18 protein-coding genes are annotated in these 15,899 nt (G+C 59.1%); 11 read left to right on the top strand and 7 right to left on the bottom strand.

Features of this window, described 5'->3' with window-relative positions; genetic code table 11:
- Positions 1-68 precede the first annotated feature (68 nt).
- The 8 genes from BM017_RS14725 (at position 69) to BM017_RS14695 (ending at position 7,903) form a co-directional block, all read left to right on the top strand.
- Positions 69-1,097, top strand: a complete 1,029-nt coding sequence (locus BM017_RS14725) for a Gfo/Idh/MocA family protein (protein WP_092245562.1) — start codon at positions 69-71, stop codon at positions 1,095-1,097.
- A 151-nt stretch (positions 1,098-1,248) separates the two neighbouring features.
- A complete protein-coding gene (locus tag BM017_RS29135) occupies positions 1,249-1,425 on the top strand; it encodes a hypothetical protein (protein WP_163033238.1) in 177 nt (58 codons plus the stop codon).
- A gap of 48 nt (positions 1,426-1,473) precedes the next feature.
- Positions 1,474-2,403: a sugar ABC transporter substrate-binding protein gene (locus BM017_RS14720; protein WP_071490055.1), complete on the top strand. Its 930-nt coding sequence runs from the start codon at positions 1,474-1,476 to the stop codon at positions 2,401-2,403.
- Between the two features lie 65 nt (positions 2,404-2,468).
- Positions 2,469-4,022, top strand: coding sequence for a sugar ABC transporter ATP-binding protein (locus tag BM017_RS14715; protein ID WP_092245559.1), 1,554 nt, complete (start codon positions 2,469-2,471; stop codon positions 4,020-4,022).
- A gap of 26 nt (positions 4,023-4,048) precedes the next feature.
- Complete coding sequence (locus BM017_RS14710) at positions 4,049-5,071, top strand: ABC transporter permease (RefSeq protein WP_016975559.1); 1,023 nt, start codon at positions 4,049-4,051, stop codon at positions 5,069-5,071.
- Between the two features lie 331 nt (positions 5,072-5,402).
- Positions 5,403-5,807 carry a TraR/DksA family transcriptional regulator gene (locus BM017_RS14705; RefSeq protein WP_003191666.1) on the top strand — a complete coding sequence of 135 codons (405 nt, stop codon included), beginning with the start codon at positions 5,403-5,405 and terminating at the stop codon, positions 5,805-5,807.
- A gap of 95 nt (positions 5,808-5,902) precedes the next feature.
- On the top strand, positions 5,903-7,579 hold the full coding sequence (locus BM017_RS14700) for a methyl-accepting chemotaxis protein (RefSeq protein WP_371914598.1): 1,677 nt from the start codon (positions 5,903-5,905) through the stop codon (positions 7,577-7,579).
- Positions 7,580-7,699: 120 nt separating this feature from the next.
- On the top strand, positions 7,700-7,903 hold the full coding sequence (locus BM017_RS14695; protein WP_071490052.1) for a hypothetical protein: 204 nt from the start codon (positions 7,700-7,702) through the stop codon (positions 7,901-7,903).
- A gap of 7 nt (positions 7,904-7,910) precedes the next feature.
- Here the strand turns inward: BM017_RS14695 and BM017_RS14690 are convergent, their stop codons facing one another.
- The 3 genes from BM017_RS14690 to BM017_RS29360 form a co-directional block, all read right to left on the bottom strand.
- Entirely contained in the window at positions 7,911-8,147 is a 237-nt protein-coding gene (locus BM017_RS14690) for a DUF2789 domain-containing protein (protein ID WP_092245554.1), read from the bottom strand.
- 67 nt (positions 8,148-8,214) lie between these two features.
- Positions 8,215-8,445: a hypothetical protein gene (locus BM017_RS14685; RefSeq protein WP_092245550.1), complete on the bottom strand. Its 231-nt coding sequence runs from the start codon at positions 8,443-8,445 to the stop codon at positions 8,215-8,217.
- A gap of 110 nt (positions 8,446-8,555) precedes the next feature.
- A complete protein-coding gene (locus tag BM017_RS29360) occupies positions 8,556-8,981 on the bottom strand; it encodes a hypothetical protein (RefSeq protein WP_256572997.1) in 426 nt (141 codons plus the stop codon).
- A 265-nt stretch (positions 8,982-9,246) separates the two neighbouring features.
- On the opposite strand from BM017_RS29360, the gene BM017_RS14675 reads away from it, so the two are divergent.
- Positions 9,247-9,696 carry a hypothetical protein gene (locus tag BM017_RS14675; protein ID WP_050554011.1) on the top strand — a complete coding sequence of 150 codons (450 nt, stop codon included), beginning with the start codon at positions 9,247-9,249 and terminating at the stop codon, positions 9,694-9,696.
- 134 nt (positions 9,697-9,830) lie between these two features.
- Entirely contained in the window at positions 9,831-10,847 is a 1,017-nt protein-coding gene (locus tag BM017_RS14670; protein WP_092245547.1) for an ABC transporter substrate-binding protein, read from the top strand.
- A gap of 137 nt (positions 10,848-10,984) precedes the next feature.
- Here BM017_RS14670 and BM017_RS14665 read toward each other — a convergent pair whose 3' ends face one another.
- Complete coding sequence (locus BM017_RS14665) at positions 10,985-13,111, bottom strand: TonB-dependent receptor (protein ID WP_092245544.1); 2,127 nt, start codon at positions 13,109-13,111, stop codon at positions 10,985-10,987.
- Positions 13,112-13,206: 95 nt separating this feature from the next.
- Entirely contained in the window at positions 13,207-13,596 is a 390-nt protein-coding gene (locus BM017_RS14660; RefSeq protein WP_058425722.1) for a DUF2946 domain-containing protein, read from the bottom strand.
- Positions 13,597-13,689: 93 nt separating this feature from the next.
- Between BM017_RS14660 and BM017_RS14655 the strand changes: the two genes are divergently transcribed.
- Entirely contained in the window at positions 13,690-14,127 is a 438-nt protein-coding gene (locus BM017_RS14655; protein WP_058425721.1) for a DUF3995 domain-containing protein, read from the top strand.
- Positions 14,128-14,287: 160 nt separating this feature from the next.
- On the opposite strand, the gene BM017_RS14650 is transcribed toward BM017_RS14655, so the two are convergent.
- Together BM017_RS14650 and BM017_RS14645 are read right to left on the bottom strand one after the other, a co-directional pair.
- The gene (locus BM017_RS14650; RefSeq protein WP_092245540.1) at positions 14,288-14,671 is read right to left on the bottom strand and encodes a hypothetical protein; all 384 of its coding nucleotides are present in this window, start codon (positions 14,669-14,671) and stop codon (positions 14,288-14,290) included.
- A gap of 1 nt (position 14,672) precedes the next feature.
- On the bottom strand, positions 14,673-15,899 hold a 1,227-nt coding region (locus BM017_RS14645), incomplete at its 5' end, for an RHS repeat domain-containing protein (RefSeq protein WP_139216860.1).

Genomic DNA, 15,899 nt, shown 5'->3' with positions numbered 1-15,899 from the left:
AATGTGGGAGGGGGCTTGCCCCCTCCCACATTTGAATCGGGTTTTCACTTCAAGCAAGGAGTGTAGGTATGCGAATCGGACTAGTCGGCTACGGCCATGGAGGGCGCTTCTTTCATGCGCCGCTGATTGCCACATTGGCCGGTGCCACATTTGTCGGCGTGGTCACCAGGTCTGCGGAACGCCGCCAGCAACTGGCAACCGACCACCCAGGCCTCAAGGCCTTCGACTCTATCGGCCAGATCGTCGAAGCCGGCGTCGACGCCCTGGTCATCTCCACCACCCTCAAGGGCCGCCCCGCGCTGGTACTCGAGGCCATCGAACACGGCGTAACCGTGGTCAGCGACAAACCCTTCGCCGCCAGCGCCGAACAGGCCCAGGCATTGATCACAGCCGCCGAACGCCAGGGCTCGCTGCTCAGCGTCTACCAGAACCGGCGCTGGGACTCGGACTACCTGACCCTGCGCAAACTCATCGATGCCGGCGCCCTGGGCACAATCACCCGCTTTGAATCCCGCGTGGAACGCTACAGCCCGCAAGCCGTGGGCAACGCCAGCGGTGGCGGCTGGCTGCGCGACTTGGGCAGCCACCTGGTCGATCAGGCCCTGCAACTGTTCGGCCCGGTGGATCGGGTGTTCGCCCAGTTGCACTACACCGCCGAACACCCCACGGTGGACCACGGTTTTTTTGTCTCCCTGACCCATGCCAACGGCGTCATCTCGCACTTGTGGGGCAATGCCTTGCAGAACTGCCAGGCCCCGCGTTTCAGAGTCAGTGGCACCGCCGGTTGCTACACCGTCGACGGCCTGGACGGTCAGGAAGAAGCGTTGATGGCCGGCAAGTCGCCGAAAACCGAAGGCGAGCATTGGGGGGCAGAGGAACACCGACGCTGGGGCTGGTTCGAGCAAGGCGCGGAACGCGAGCGAGTGCCGTCGGAGAAAGGCTGCTGGACGCAGTTCTATCGCCAGTTGCAAATAGCCGTGCAAGGGCAGGGACCGCTGCCGGTGGATGCGTATGAGGCGCTGGAAACCACTCGCCTGTTGGACGCCGCGCGCCTGAGCGCGGAGCGCCGACAAGTGATCGAGACAGCTCTGCTGTAGGAGATTTCGATAAAAATAGAACAAAATTCTAAATAGTGTTGATATGGAAATTATTTTCCAATAAAGTCTTTTCCAGGTTGCAGAAGGTACGTCCGGACTCGATCCTGGCGACTCAACAAAAACAAGATCAAAAACAACCAGGTACCGTCAGATGAAAATCTTCAACGCTGTACTGCGAGTTTTACGCCCTGCCCACACGCCACGCGGACTGCCCCGCGCTCGGCCGTTCTACTTCTCCTTCCTTAATGTGCTGTGCGTCGAAAACCAGGGCGCGCTGGTGTGCTGCATTCCCGGCGCGCCGGTCGTCCGGCTGCCTGCCGAGCTCTGATAAACGCAACGTCCAGAAAACCAACAAGAAAGTGGAGACAGACCGTTCATGAAGACCCCGATCCGTTTTACCGCGCTGGCCTTGTCCATGCTGCTCGCCAGCGGTGTTGCCGCGGCTGCCGATCTCAAGATAGGCGTGAGCATGTCCGCCTTCGATGACACCTTCCTCACCTACCTGCGCGAAGACATGGACAAGCAAGCCAAGTCCTACCCCAAGGGTGACGGCGTGCAGTTGCAGTTCGAAGATGCCCGTGCCGACGTGGTCAAGCAGTTGAGCCAGGTCGAGAACTTTATCAGCCAGAAAGTCGACGCGATCATCGTCAACCCGGTGGACACCGCGTCGACAGCCAACATCATCAAGGCCGCCACGGCGGCGAAAATCCCCCTGGTGTTCGTCAACCGCCGTCCTGACAGCCCGACCCTGGCGCCGGGCGTAGCGGCGGTGACCTCCGACGACGTCGAGGCCGGCAAGCTGCAGATGCAGTACATCGCCGAAAAGCTCGGCGGCAAGGGCAATATCGTGATCCTGCTGGGCGATCTGGCGAACAACTCCACCACTAACCGCACCAAGGGGGTCAAGGAAGTCCTGACCCAATACCCGGGCATCAAGATCGAACAGGAACAGACCGGGATCTGGTTGCGTGACAAGGGCATGACCCTGGTCAACGACTGGCTGACCCAGGGCCGTGAATTCAACGCGGTGTTGGCCAACAACGATGAAATGGCCATTGGCGCGTCCATGGCGCTGAAATCGGCGGGCAAGAAGGGCGTGTTGATCGCTGGTGTCGATGGCACGCCGGACGGCTTGAATGCGATCACCAAGGGGGACATGACCGTGTCGGCCTTCCAGGATGCCAAGGGCCAGGCGGACAAGTCGGTGGAGACCGCGCGCAAGATGGCCCGGAACGAGCCCATCGAGCAGAACGTGGTGATCCCGTTCCAGCTGATCACCCCGGACAACGTCAAAGACTTCAAGTAGTCCCTACATAACAACAATAAGCCGGCAGGGCGGTCGTGCCCGCCTTGCCGATGGAGTACCTCCCTATGCTCGCTCAAGCCGCTGTCTCGCAGCCTCCCGGTATCCAGCCGCTGCCGCTGGACGAACCCTACCTGCTGGAAATCGTCAACATCAGCAAAGGCTTTCCCGGCGTCGTGGCCCTGGCCGACGTGCAGTTGCGCGTTCGCCCTGGCACGGTGCTGGCGCTGATGGGCGAGAACGGTGCGGGCAAGTCGACGCTGATGAAAATCATCGCTGGCATCTACCAGCCCGATGCCGGCGAGATTCGCCTGCGCGGCAAGCCGATTGTGTTTGAAACCCCCCTGGCGGCCCAGAAGGCCGGGATCGCGATGATCCACCAGGAACTCAACCTGATGCCGCACATGAGCATCGCCGAGAACATCTGGATCGGCCGCGAGCAGCTCAACAGCCTGCACATGGTCAACCACCGCGAAATGCATCGCTGCACCGCCGAGTTGCTGGCGCGCCTGCGCATCAACCTGGACCCCGAGGAACACGTGGGCAACCTGAGCATCGCCGAACGGCAGATGGTCGAGATTGCCAAGGCGGTGTCCTATGACTCCGATATCCTGATCATGGATGAGCCGACCTCGGCCATTACCGAGAAGGAAGTGGCCCATCTGTTTTCGATCATTGCCGACCTCAAGGCCCAGGGCAAAGGCATCGTCTACATCACGCACAAAATGAACGAAGTGTTCGCCATCGCCGATGAAGTGGCGGTGTTCCGCGACGGCCAGTACATCGGCCTGCAGCGCGCCGACAGCATGAACAGCGACAGCCTGATCTCGATGATGGTCGGCCGTGAGCTGAGCCAATTGTTCCCGGTGCGCGAGACGCCCATCGGCGATCTGCTGCTGTCGGTACGCGACCTTAGCCTGGACGGCGTGTTCAAGGACGTGTCCTTCGATCTGCATGCCGGCGAGATCCTCGGCATCGCCGGGTTGATGGGCTCGGGCCGTACCAACGTGGCCGAAACCATTTTCGGCATCACCCCCAGCAGCGGCGGCCAGATCATCCTGGATGGCAAGGCGGTGCGCATTACCGACCCGCACATGGCCATCGAGAAAGGTTTTGCCCTGTTGACCGAGGACCGCAAGCTCAGTGGCCTGTTCCCGTGCCTGTCGGTGCTGGAAAACATGGAAATGGCGGTGCTGCCGCACTACACCGGCAACGGCTTTATCCAGCAGAAAGCCCTGCGGGCGCTGTGCGAAGACATGTGCAAGAAGCTGCGGGTGAAAACCCCGTCCCTTGAGCAGTGCATCGACACCTTGTCCGGCGGCAACCAGCAGAAGGCCTTGCTCGCGCGCTGGCTGATGACCAACCCGCGCCTGCTGATCCTCGATGAACCGACACGGGGCATCGACGTGGGCGCCAAGGCCGAGATCTACCGGCTGATCTCGTTCCTCGCCAGCGAAGGCATGGCGGTGATCATGATTTCTTCCGAGTTGCCCGAAGTGCTGGGCATGAGCGACCGGGTCATGGTGATGCACGAGGGCGAATTGATGGGCACCCTGAACCGCAGCGATGCGACCCAGGAAAAAGTCATGCAGTTGGCCTCCGGGATGACCGCAGTCCACTGACGTACAGAATAAAAAGGTGATGGGCTATGAACGCAATAACGGATAACAAACCTGCGACGGTGCCAACCAAAAGTCGTCGACGCATGCCCACCGAGCTGAGCATCTTCCTGGTGCTGATCGGCATTGGCCTGGTGTTTGAATTGTTCGGCTGGATCGTGCGCGACCAGAGCTTCCTGATGAACTCCCAGCGCCTGGTGCTGATGATCCTGCAAGTGTCGATCATCGGCCTGCTGGCAATTGGCGTGACACAGGTGATCATCACGACGGGGATCGATCTGTCTTCGGGCTCGGTGCTGGCACTTTCGGCGATGATTGCTGCCAGTTTGGCGCAGACGTCCGATTTTTCCCGGGCGGTGTTCCCCAGCCTGACCGACTTGCCGGTATGGATTCCAGTGGCCATGGGGCTGGGCGTAGGACTGTTGGCGGGGGCGATCAACGGCAGCATCATTGCTGTCACCGGCATTCCGCCGTTCATTGCCACCCTGGGCATGATGGTCTCGGCCCGTGGCCTGGCGCGTTACTACACCGAAGGCCAGCCGGTGAGCATGCTCTCGGACTCGTACACGGCCATTGGCCACGGCGCGATGCCGGTGATCATCTTCCTGGTGGTGGCGGTGATCTTCCACATAGCCCTGCGCTACACCAAGTACGGCAAGTACACCTACGCGATCGGCGGCAACATGCAGGCGGCGCGCACCTCTGGGATCAACGTCAAGCGCCACCTGATCATCGTGTACAGCATCGCCGGTCTGCTGGCAGGTCTGGCCGGGGTGGTGGCTTCGGCACGTGCTGCGACCGGGCAGGCGGGCATGGGCATGTCCTATGAACTGGATGCGATTGCCGCAGCGGTCATTGGCGGTACCAGCCTGGCGGGCGGGGTAGGGCGCATTACCGGCACGGTGATCGGCGCTCTGATCCTCGGGGTGATGGCCAGCGGGTTTACCTTTGTCGGGGTGGATGCGTATATCCAGGACATCATCAAGGGGCTGATCATTGTGGTGGCTGTGGTCATCGACCAATACCGCAACAAGCGCAAGCTCAAGCGCTGAGGCGCAGCGGCAAGCCTCAAGCTGCAAGCATGCTGATGTTTGCAGCTTGTCGCTTGCCGCTTGCGGCTTATAGCTGCTTCACGAACTTTCCTGCTATAAACGCACTCCGATAACCATTCGCCAAGCCCTTCCTGGTGCCTTTTGGGGTTATCTGGGAAAAAATGCCTGTCATTTCAGTTGCTGCGCCCTCAAGTCGGCCTTAGACTGCCGCCCCTCGTAAATTGAGTGCCGGGTGGCGCTTGAAATGGACGGCGCCTTTCCGAGACCTGCAGAGGCCTTCCGGAACGCTCCCTTATTCGCCTTAATGCACGTATTTTTTATAGAGAAATCAATGACAAAGGAAAAGTTGCTGGCCATGCCGGCGGATGACTACATGAATGCCGAACAGCACGCTTTTTTCGAGAAGTTGCTGCAAGACATGAAAGTGGAACACCACGAGCGCATTGAACAGAACCGTATCGCCATTGAAAGCCTGGACACCCCGGCCGACCCGGCCGACGCCGCTTCCGTTGAAGAAGAGCGTACCTGGCTGGTCAACGCCATCGACCGCGACCAGCGCATGCTGCCGCAGCTTGAGCGCGCGTTGGAACGCATCAAGGAAGATTCCTTTGGCTGGTGTGACGACAGCGGCGAGCCTATCGGCCTCAAGCGCCTGCTGATCAGCCCCACCACCAAGTACTGCATCGAAGCGCAAGAGCGCCACGAGCAGATCGACAAGCACCAGCGCCAAGCCTGATGCGTTGAAGCTGGGGAGCCGCCACGCGGTTCCCCAGGGCAAGATCCGTTACACCCTGTCTATTGATCTGCTGCAAGCTACCCCACTAAAGGCCCATGGATAATGGCCCGATAGTGGCGTTTAATGCAGTGACAATAATGACAAGCAGTGGGGTAACGAAGATGGCTGGAGACGGACCTCTGATGGGTGCAGCCGTGTCACCGCAACCGGTGGCGCGCGGGCTGCCCGGCTGGCTCACGCCGTTGTTGCAGAGCACCGCCCTGGTGCTGGTACTGCTGGGCCTAGCGTTCGCCAGCTTGCCGCTCTACCTTTGCCTGCCACTGGTCCTATTGGTGATCTGGCTGCCTCGCCTGAAAAATCGCACACCAGTGATTGCAGCTTCCGACGCCGCCGATGCTATTGGCGAGCTGACCCGCGACCTGTCGTATACCACCAGCCATAACGCACTTTCCGCCGCCGGCGTGGCCTATTCGGTCAAGCAACTGGCGGCGCGCCTGCAGTCGCAGTTGAGCGCGGCCAGGCAGATCGTCAGCAGTGCCGAGGTGATGATCGGCACCGAAAAAGTCACCTCCCAGCTCAGCCGTGAGGCGTTGGGGGCTGCGAGCCAGGCCCATCAGCGCAGCACCGAAGGCCGTGAAGTGCTGGCTCAGTCGATCAACCGCATGCACCAGCTCAGCCAGCGGGCCAATGCCAGCCGTGAGTTGATTGAGGCCTTGAGCCAGCGCAGCGAGGAAATCCAGCGGGTGACCCTGGTGATCCAGTCCATCGCCAGCCAGACCAACCTGCTGGCACTGAACGCGGCGATTGAAGCGGCGCGGGCCGGTGAGCATGGTCGCGGGTTTGCCGTGGTGGCGGATGAAGTGCGTGGGTTGGCCGGGCGTACTGCCACGGCCACCGATGAAGTCGGTGTGATGGTGGCCGACATCCAGCAACGCACTGCTCAGGTGGTAGAGCAGATTCGCCAGCTCTCGGCGGACCTGCACACCGGTGTCGAGCAGGTAGAGCACGCTGGCGAGCAACTGCAAAATATCGCCAGCCTGGCGGCGGATGTGGAAGGCCAGGTCAATGAAATCGCCCAGGGTACCGACACCAACCGCACCCAGCTCGACAGCCTGTTCCATGCCGTTGAGCAGATGCGCAGCGACCTGGCCGTCAGCGATCAGCAAACCCGCCAGCTGGCGGATGCTGCCGTACAAATGGAAGGCCAGGCCGAAACCATCAGCGAGCGCCTGGCGGAAGTCGGGCTGGATGACTATCACCAGCGCATCTATGACCTGGCCCGCGAAGGTGCCAGTCGGATTGCCGCGCAATTCGAAGCCGATGTGCAACAGAACCGCATCAGCCTGGACGACCTGTTCGACCGCAGCTATACGCCGATCGCCAATACCAGCCCAATCAAGTACCACACCCGCTTCGACGGCTACACCGACCAGGTATTGCCAGCGATCCAGGAGGCGCTGTTGCCGCGTCATGAAGGGTTAGTGTTCGCCATTGCCTGCACGCCCCAGGGCTATGTGCCGACCCACAACAAGGCTTTTTCCCAGGCGCTGACCGGCGATGCGCAGGTGGACGCCGTGCAGAACCGCACCAAACGCAAGTTTGAAGACCGTACCGGAATCCGCTGCGGCAGCCATCAGCAGGCGGTGTTGTTGCAAACCTATACCCGCGACACGGGTGAGCTGATGCACGATCTGTCGGTGCCGATCATGGTCAAGGGCCGGCACTGGGGCGGTTTGCGCCTGGGTTACAAGCCCGAGGCCGCGAAAGGCTGACGTTAGGATTATTGCCGTTTATGCAAGGGAGCTATTCCGGGAATAGCTTTTTCAAGCGGACGTAAAACCGTAGCATGGGCAACATTGTTAGCCAGCTAACTAATGCTGCGGAGAAGCGCCATGCAAAACAAAGTCGATGTCGCCGTGATGATTGGCAGTGGTGTACCGCATGCCTTGCGGGCATTGGGTCAAAAGGCCTGTTGGGTGGTATTGCTCAACGGTGAGCAGCGCGGCACGGCGTTCGCCAGTCGCGATGAGGCAGAGGAGTGCAGGGCTGCCTGGCAGGCGCTGATGCGCCTGGAGCAGTCAGACAGCCTGCATTGAGGGGTGTTTATTGCGATTGATGCAGGCGCTGGTTCAGCTCATCCACCGCGATAGCCCATTCGGCGTCGTCACGCAGTTCTTCCTTGAGAAAGCTGGCTTGTTGTGCAGACCAGAATGGCGCATCGATCAGTTTCACGTCTTCAGGCAACGGATGGGCGACGATAAATGCATCGATGGCGTCCGGGGTTGAATCCAGGCCCAATTGTTCAAACAGGGTTTCAAGGGTGGGGATTGGCGCGTCCATTTCGTTCTCCATGCAGGGGGGCGTTATGCATGGGAGGGTTGTAGCGCGGCGGAGTTCTATCGAATGTTCAGGAATTAAGGGCCCCGGCATCCACGGCAGTCTTTAACGCCCTGGCGGCCTCTTTTGCAGCGGCGGCGGCTGCGTCGACGGTTTTGAACCAGCGGTCTTTTTCCACTTGGTGCGTGCTGACAGTGGTCAGCGGTGGCTTGGCCCGCATCACGATCACTGCTTGAAACTCACCGTCTACTTCCCTTGCGTCGCCATGGATGAAAAATTCGCCGATATCAAATTTCGTCACGTAGAGCCTTCCCTTGGAGATAACTGCACTGGAGAAACCTGGCCCGTGGGGCGCAAACTTCAGTGGACGGGCCAGTATGGCAGTTGTTGCGGGTCGGCGGCGCGGTAAAGTTACCGGGCGGACGAAACGATAGCTCCATGTTGGGCGTGCAACACGGCTTCGAGTTTTTTGGCCAGTTCGCAGGCCTTGACATGGTCGCTGCGGAAGCCTTTGATGCGGCCACTTAGCACTTCGCGCACGTGGAAGAAGTTCCGGCCGGCAGGTACAACTTGGTAAAGAACCGAATCCGGGTACCCCTCGAAGCTGTTCAAGCGGTAGTATTGGGCCTCGTCCTGACAGGATGAACGGGTTTGCGAAGACATAGCGCTGTAGGGTGATCGTTGCATGGCCTGCTCCTTTTCGATCTTGCGGGATGACTGGATTGCAGCGTTTTGAGTGGTCTTGATCCATGCTGCTGTTTTAGTATTGTCGTCAGCAGTCAGCGTCCGGTTCCATGACAACGTGTTTATTTGTGTATGCATGTCGGAAAACTGCATTTTTAATTGGGTTATTCTCTGAAGTTGGTCGACCCGTATTCTCGGGCCGTTGAACCTGTGATCTCCTGTGGCGCCTGATGACCTTGCACAAGGCCCATCGCGCATGTCTGTACTAGTCTTTCGGCTCGACAGCAGGATTTTCTTCAGTTTTTCAAAGAATGAGTTGTGTGATCGTGCCGTGATGGCCGTTTTTTGTGCTGCCCGCTCTGGCGGACAGCGCTCTTTTCCATGTGGGGGCGTTTCCTTGGCAGTCAGTAATCTGGATATGCACGCGTTGTTCGTGCTGGGTGATTTGCGCGCAAAGTTGGTCAAACAGTTCCAGTCCCGTTTTGTCTACATCACCGAGCAGACGCCGGAGGGCATTTACATCGCCGAAATCGATACCGAGGCGGCGATGGTGGTGGATGACAAACCACGCCTTGAGCTCAAGGTCGGCGACCATTTTCGTGCAGCGGTATTGCCCAGTCGTGAGGGCGGCAAGTTCGAATTGAAGTTCCGCGACATCAAGTTGACGGTGTATGGCCTGGGCGACTACGCCTTTGTGTCGTCGGCCGAAGGCCAGGGCATCGTGTTCAAGGAAGGCCACAGCGTGATGCTGGTGTTCGCCGCCAACGAGCAATTGCAGGAAGGCCTGACCAAAACCCTGAAGGCTGTGACCGGCAAGGCCGCCAAATGGCGCAAAGGCGAACTGGTCACCTTCAAGGCCAGTGAATAATCAGCAAAAAAACGCGAACACCCGTTATCTCCCGGAACCTCTACTACAGTTGAGTTGACTTAACTATTCAGAGGCTTCGCGCATACGCAGCAAAGCCGTCCGCCATTGGCTGCGATATCGCGAGGTGCGAAGGCATGAAAGGATTGAAAACGCTGTTGGCTGCGTCCCTGACGACCCTGGGGCTGTCAGTGGCCACGTTGCCGGTAAGCGCCGCCGAGGCGCCGGTACATTTTGCCGACCTGAACTGGGAAAGCGGCAGCCTGATCACCGAAGTGCTGCGGGTGATTGTCGAGAAGGGCTACGACCTGCCCACCGATACCTTGCCCGGCACCACCATCACACTGGAAACCGCCCTGGCAAAGAACGACATCCAGGTGATCGCCGAAGAGTGGGCCGGCCGCAGCCCGGTGTGGGTCAAGGCCGAGGCCGAAGGCAAAGTGGTGGGCCTGGGTGACACGGTCAAGGGTGCGACCGAAGGCTGGTGGGTGCCGGAATACGTAGTCAAGGGCGACCCCGCCAAAGGTATCAAGCCCCTGGCGCCGGACCTCAAGAGCGTGAAGGACCTGGCACGCTACAAGGATGTGTTCAAGGACCCCGAATCCCCCGGCAAGGGGCGCTTTCTCAACAGCCCCATCGGCTGGACCTCGGAAGTGGTCAACAAACAGAAGCTCAAGGCCTACGACCTGGACGACAGCTACGTGAACTTCCGCAGTGGCTCGGGCGCGGCACTGGACGCGGAGATCGCTTCATCGATCCGGCGCGGCAAGCCGGTGCTGTTCTATTACTGGTCGCCGACGCCGCTGATGGGGCGTTACAAGTTGATCCAGCTGGAAGAGCCGCCGTTTGATGCCGAGGCGTGGAAAACCCTGACGGATGCGGATAACCCTGATCCGAAGCCGACCCGGTCATTGGCGTCGAAGTTGAGTATCGGGGTCTCGACGCCGTTCCAGAAAGAGCATCCGCAGATTGTGCAGTTTTTCGAGAAGGTCGAGTTTCCGATTGAGCCGTTGAACAAGGCATTAGCGAGCATGAGTGAGAACCACACGGCGCCACGTGAGGTGGCCCAGGCGTTTCTCAAGGAGCATCCCGAGGTGTGGAAGGCCTGGTTGACTGAGGATGTGGCGCAGAAGGTTGAGGCGAGCCTGAAATAACCACGGATCTTTAAGTTCAATGTGAAGCAAGTGTGGGAGGGGGGTGTTACCGATTGCAGCGAGTCAGTCACCGCGTGGTTGACTGCTCCAGCACTATCGGGAGCAAGCTCCCTCCCACATTTAGTTGCATTCGAGGATCAGAACCGGGTCTGCACCGCCAACTCAAAGGTTCGTGGTGAGCCCAAGTAATAAGCCGGCGACACATGGGCAAACTCGGCATACACCTCATTCGTCAAGTTGCGCACCCGGCCCGTCACTGAGGTGTGCGAATCCACCTTATAGCGCAGGAACGTTCCGAACAGGGTGTAGGCCGGCACTGTCTGGGTGTTGGCGTTGTCTGCATACACCTGGGCTACATATCGCGCGTCCACACCCCCTTGCCAGTCCTCGGCAAAATCATAGGTCAGCCACAGATTCCCCACGCGCTTGGGCACGTTGGTTGGCGTGTTGCCCTTGCGCGACACCACGGCGCCACTGGCGATTTTCTCGTTGAAGTCATCGTACTCGGCATCCACCCAGGCGAAGTTGCCTTCCGCCAGCAGCCTTGGCGTGATGCGCAGCGAGCTGGCCAGTTCGATCCCCTTGGATGACTGCGCACCGACCGGAATGCTGTTGGTGGGGTCCTGCGGGTCGGTGACGGCAAAGTCCTTGCGCTCGATCTTGTATGCGGCAACGGTGGCCGAGCCACGCCCGTCCAGGTAGTCGAATTTGCTGCCCACTTCCCACTGCTTGCCCGTCGAGACATCAAACACTTGCGTGGTGGTGTTCGGTTGCTCGGCGGCGGTGCTGTATTGCACATACACATTAGCCGTTGGGATGAACTGATAGGTCAAGCCTACACGGCCGGTCACCGGTTCCCAGTTGCGTTTGAAGTGGCGGGGGTTGGTGGCGGTTATCGCACGGTGGTTGGTCACATCCAGGTCGATGGCGTCATAACGCAGGCCAGTCAGCAGCGACAATGTGTCGGTAAGGCCCAGGCGATTTTCCACGAACAGTGCCTTGGTGGTGACTTCGTTGGTCTTGTCCTTGCCGAAGCGTTCCCGGGTCCGCGGGAGGTCAAAGAAGTGTCCGGGGTCGAAGTTGTTCGGGTCTATCGTGCTGTTGCCTGGCACATTCCACGGAGTGTTGGTGGTGCTGTTGACTTTGTACTCGAAGCCGCCGGACCAGGTAGTCGACAGGCCGAAGAGGCTATCGTCGTGGCGCAGTTCGAACTGGTTGCCGTTTTGTTCGCCCTGATGACGTACCTGATAGGCCGTCGAGCGGTTTACCGCCGTGTTGTTCGCGTTGTACTGATAGGTTTCCAGGTTGCGGTAATCGCGTTGGCTGTCCAAATGGTAAAGGGTGTTTTTCAGCGTGGTGCTGTCGTTGAGCCGGTAGTCGATGATCGAGCGCGCCCAGATCGTGCGTTGTTCGTAGCGCCCGTCGGCGACGTTGTAGTTGTTGAAGCGGTTGTGTCTGTCGATCTTCAACTCGCCTGCCTTGGGGTTGAGCACCGGTGTGCCCCAGTAGGGGCTGTCTTCGTGCTCATCCTGGTATTCCAGCGCCAGGGTGTGGGACAGGTCGGGCGTGAGGTCACTGAGCAGGGAAAACGCCAGGCTCCACGCGTCGCGCTGATCGCGGTCGATATAGCTGTGGTTGGTGTTGCGGCTCACATCCAGGCGTGCGTAATGTTGCACCTCGGCGCCAGGTTCGGTCAGGGCATGATTGACGCCGAAGGCCATGCCGGCGGTGTTGTAGCTGCCATAGGTGAGCTGGCCTTCGGCGGCCTGTTCCTCACGGGTGGCCAACTTGGTCACGTAGTTGAGCGAGCCGCCCACGGAGCCTGCGCCGTTGATCAGCGAGGAGGGGCCGCCCACCAGTTCCACCCGGTCATAGATCCACGCATCCACGGGGCGGGCCAGGCCGGTGGCGACGTTGATACCGTTGAACATCTGGGTGATCTGGCTGCTGGTAAAGCCGCGATAGGAAACAAACCCGCCAAACCCGGGCGGGGCGCTGGCGTTGACGCCGGGCAAGGTGTTGGCGGCATCGCGGAAGGTCTTGGCGCCATGGCGCTCGATGTCACTGCGACTGGCGATGGCCACCGACGCCGGGGTTTCCCGCACGCTCATGCCCAACCGCGACGCCACGCCGCTGGATTGATCCAGGGCCAGGCCGGGTTCGGCGGCTTGCTCGCCATCGATGGTGGTCGGGGCCAACTCAAGGGCCCAGGCGCAGACAGGCAGGCAGCCGAACAGGCCTGCCAACAGGGGTAGATGTTTCATGGTTGAATCCTGAAAAACTTGGCTTGAAAACAACGCACAGCCGCCCGTACTTCCTTGCGGAAACGGTACTCAGTGCAGATCGGAAAGCGAAGGCATCAGGCGAAGGCAGGCGGCGCGCGCGGATTGGCCGCAGGCCAGGTGAAGCGGGCAGGGATATCGGCAGCCAGGACGATGGCAGGCGGTGGAGCATGGGGCTGTGGCAACACCGCCACGTTCAGGCTGGAACTCAGCGCCGGGCCCATGCCGCCCGTGGAACACAGCGGGCAGCCAAACGCCTTGGACAGCGTCGGCAAATTCTCTTCAGTGGAATTGGACGGCTTGGGCGCCTGGGTACGTGGGTCCACCGTACAAAACTGGCCGCCGATGCCATTGAGCTGCATCCCGACCATCTGCCCATGCCCGATACTGCAGGCGAACACATTGAACAGGACGCAGCAGTAGAGCATCCAGGCAATGAGCGAGCGGTCGGCACGGGCAAGTTTCATGGGGCGGCACTTTACCATCAGCCGCCGACGAAATGCCTGCAAAAAATCTCAGGGCGACTATCCTGTTTCGCACCTTTTCAGGGAGAGCCAGCCATGAGCTTCGTTGTCGCACGATGGATTGTCGGCGTTTTTACCTGCATCAGCATGGTCCACCTGTACTGGGCCGCCGGCGGCAAACTCGGCTTCCAGGCCGCCATTCCCCAACTGCCCGGCGAATTTGCCAACGGACCCAGACCTGCATTCAAGCCCTCGGCACTGGGCACGTTCCTGGTGGCGATGGGGTTGGTGGCCATTGCGCTGTTGGTGTGCCTGCGCGCCGGCTTGTACTTCTCGGCGGTATCCCATGGGGCGTTGCAGTGGGGCATCAGCGCGATTGCCGTACTGATGTTTGCCCGTGCAATTGGGGATTCGGAGTTGGTAGGGTTCTTCAAGAAGGTCGGTGGGTCGAGGTTTGCGAGGTGGGATACGTATTTTTATTCGCCGTTGTGTCTGGTGTTGGGGGTGGGGTTGTTGGTGGTGGCGTGGGGGTGAGGGATTAATGGATGGGTTCTAATCAGCTAGAAGAAAAAAAAGAGGCCTGTTCGGCTTTTGATCGCAAAGATGTTTAGGTCGATTACTTTTCTTATGGTTGATGAGTTTGCAGGCATCTCGATGTAAATATTGCCCATTCTTGGCTCTGAGGTAGAAGGTATTAAATGTTTGTTGGATACAACAGGACTCTGGTTGCTCTCACGTCAACATAGCCTGATTTTTGAGTGATGGGGCCGTCTAGCTCAATCAGGAGTACTGAGCCGCCAAGCTTTAGTGCTGCACAATCTTTGTCCGAGGCGTGAATCAGCTCAGCTGTTATTTGAGTGACGCCGTTTGTATGGGATATTTTCGGAACTTTACTGGAGGAGGGGGTAATGTTTTTCCCCCAAGAGAAAATTTCATCCAGGTCGAACTCGACATCCACCTCATCGCCTAAATTTGGCGCGATGCCCACCCATAAAGCTGTGCCGCTACCCGCAGGTGAGTGGAAACTCACAAGCAAAGTTTCCGCATCAGGCATCGCCTCGATAATTTGTATCTTCATTTCACTTCTTCGGTAGTGGGACTCTAACAACGGTGTTGTCTACATTTATGGTGCTGGTTTTAAGCTCAAGTGTCCATGTCTCCTCATGGTAGTGATGCTTGCTTGGTTTGCTGCTCATTTCGTGAGAGCCATAACGAATACTTCTTTTTGCATCACCGGAAACAATCCTGTCGCGATCGGGTTTTCCAGTGCGTGGATTGATGTTCGTGTGAGGACCTGGCCCTAGAAACTCATCCCACTTCCGGACGGTTTCTTCCGGTTTAATTGGTTTATTTGCATAGGTTTCTTTGTGGTATCCCATTTTAGGTGGGGTATTTGAGGTCGAGGGGCTGAATGGTTCGCCCTCATTGGTATTTGCTTTAGTTTCTGGTTCTTTAACTTCGGTGGTTGGTTTGCACTTATCTCCACCTGGACAGGCACTCAGTCCTAAAGGATCCACCCATCCCGTAGGATTAGGCACGTACTGGTATGCATTGATCCCACCCGCCAACTTCACCGGGTCCGGCGTCAGGTAACGACCAACATCCGGATTGTAGTAGCGATGGCGGTTGTAGTGCAGTCCGCTTTCCTGATCGAAATACTGACCCTGGAAGCGCAACGGGTTGTCGACTTTTCCGATGTCGACTCGGCTGATTTCGCCATAGGCGCGGTAATGCGCGGACCAGACGATTTCGCCATCCGGGGCGGTGAGTTCCTGCGGGGTGCCCAGATGGTCAAGTTGGTAGTGATAGGCCTTGGTTTCCTTGGGGCCGAAGCCTTCCAGCAAGGCTAGCGGACGAAAGCTGTCCGGTTCGTACAGGTAGCTGCGGTGGCGGTCCTGGTGGTGTTCGGCGATGAGTTTGTCGCCTTGCCAGAAGAACTCGGTAGTAATCCCATCCACGGTTTTACTGATACGCCGCCCAAACGGGTCGTAGCGGTAGCTGGCGGTCTGGCCGTTGGGTTTTTTAATACCGATCAGACGATGCTGGCAGTCGTAGCGATATTCGGTGACGAGTGCGTGACCTTTGCCGCGTCGTTCGCGAATCAGGTTGCCGAAGGCGTCGTAGTCGTAGTGGTGGTCGCCCTGGATCATCAGGCGGTTGCCGGCGACGATGTCGGGGCCGGGGCGGTTTTGCATGAGTAGGTTGCCGGCGGGGTCGTGGCCGAAGCGTTCCTGATCGGCTTGGGTGTGGTCGGCGCGGGTGAGGCGGTTGAGTGGGTCGTAGTGGTAGCGGTGTTCGCCCTTGCG

This window comes from Pseudomonas sp. NFPP04 (genome assembly GCF_900113815.1).
Taxonomy (GTDB): Bacteria; Pseudomonadota; Gammaproteobacteria; order Pseudomonadales; family Pseudomonadaceae; genus Aquipseudomonas; species Aquipseudomonas extremorientalis.
This window is presented reverse-complemented; position numbering and strand designations above follow the sequence as displayed.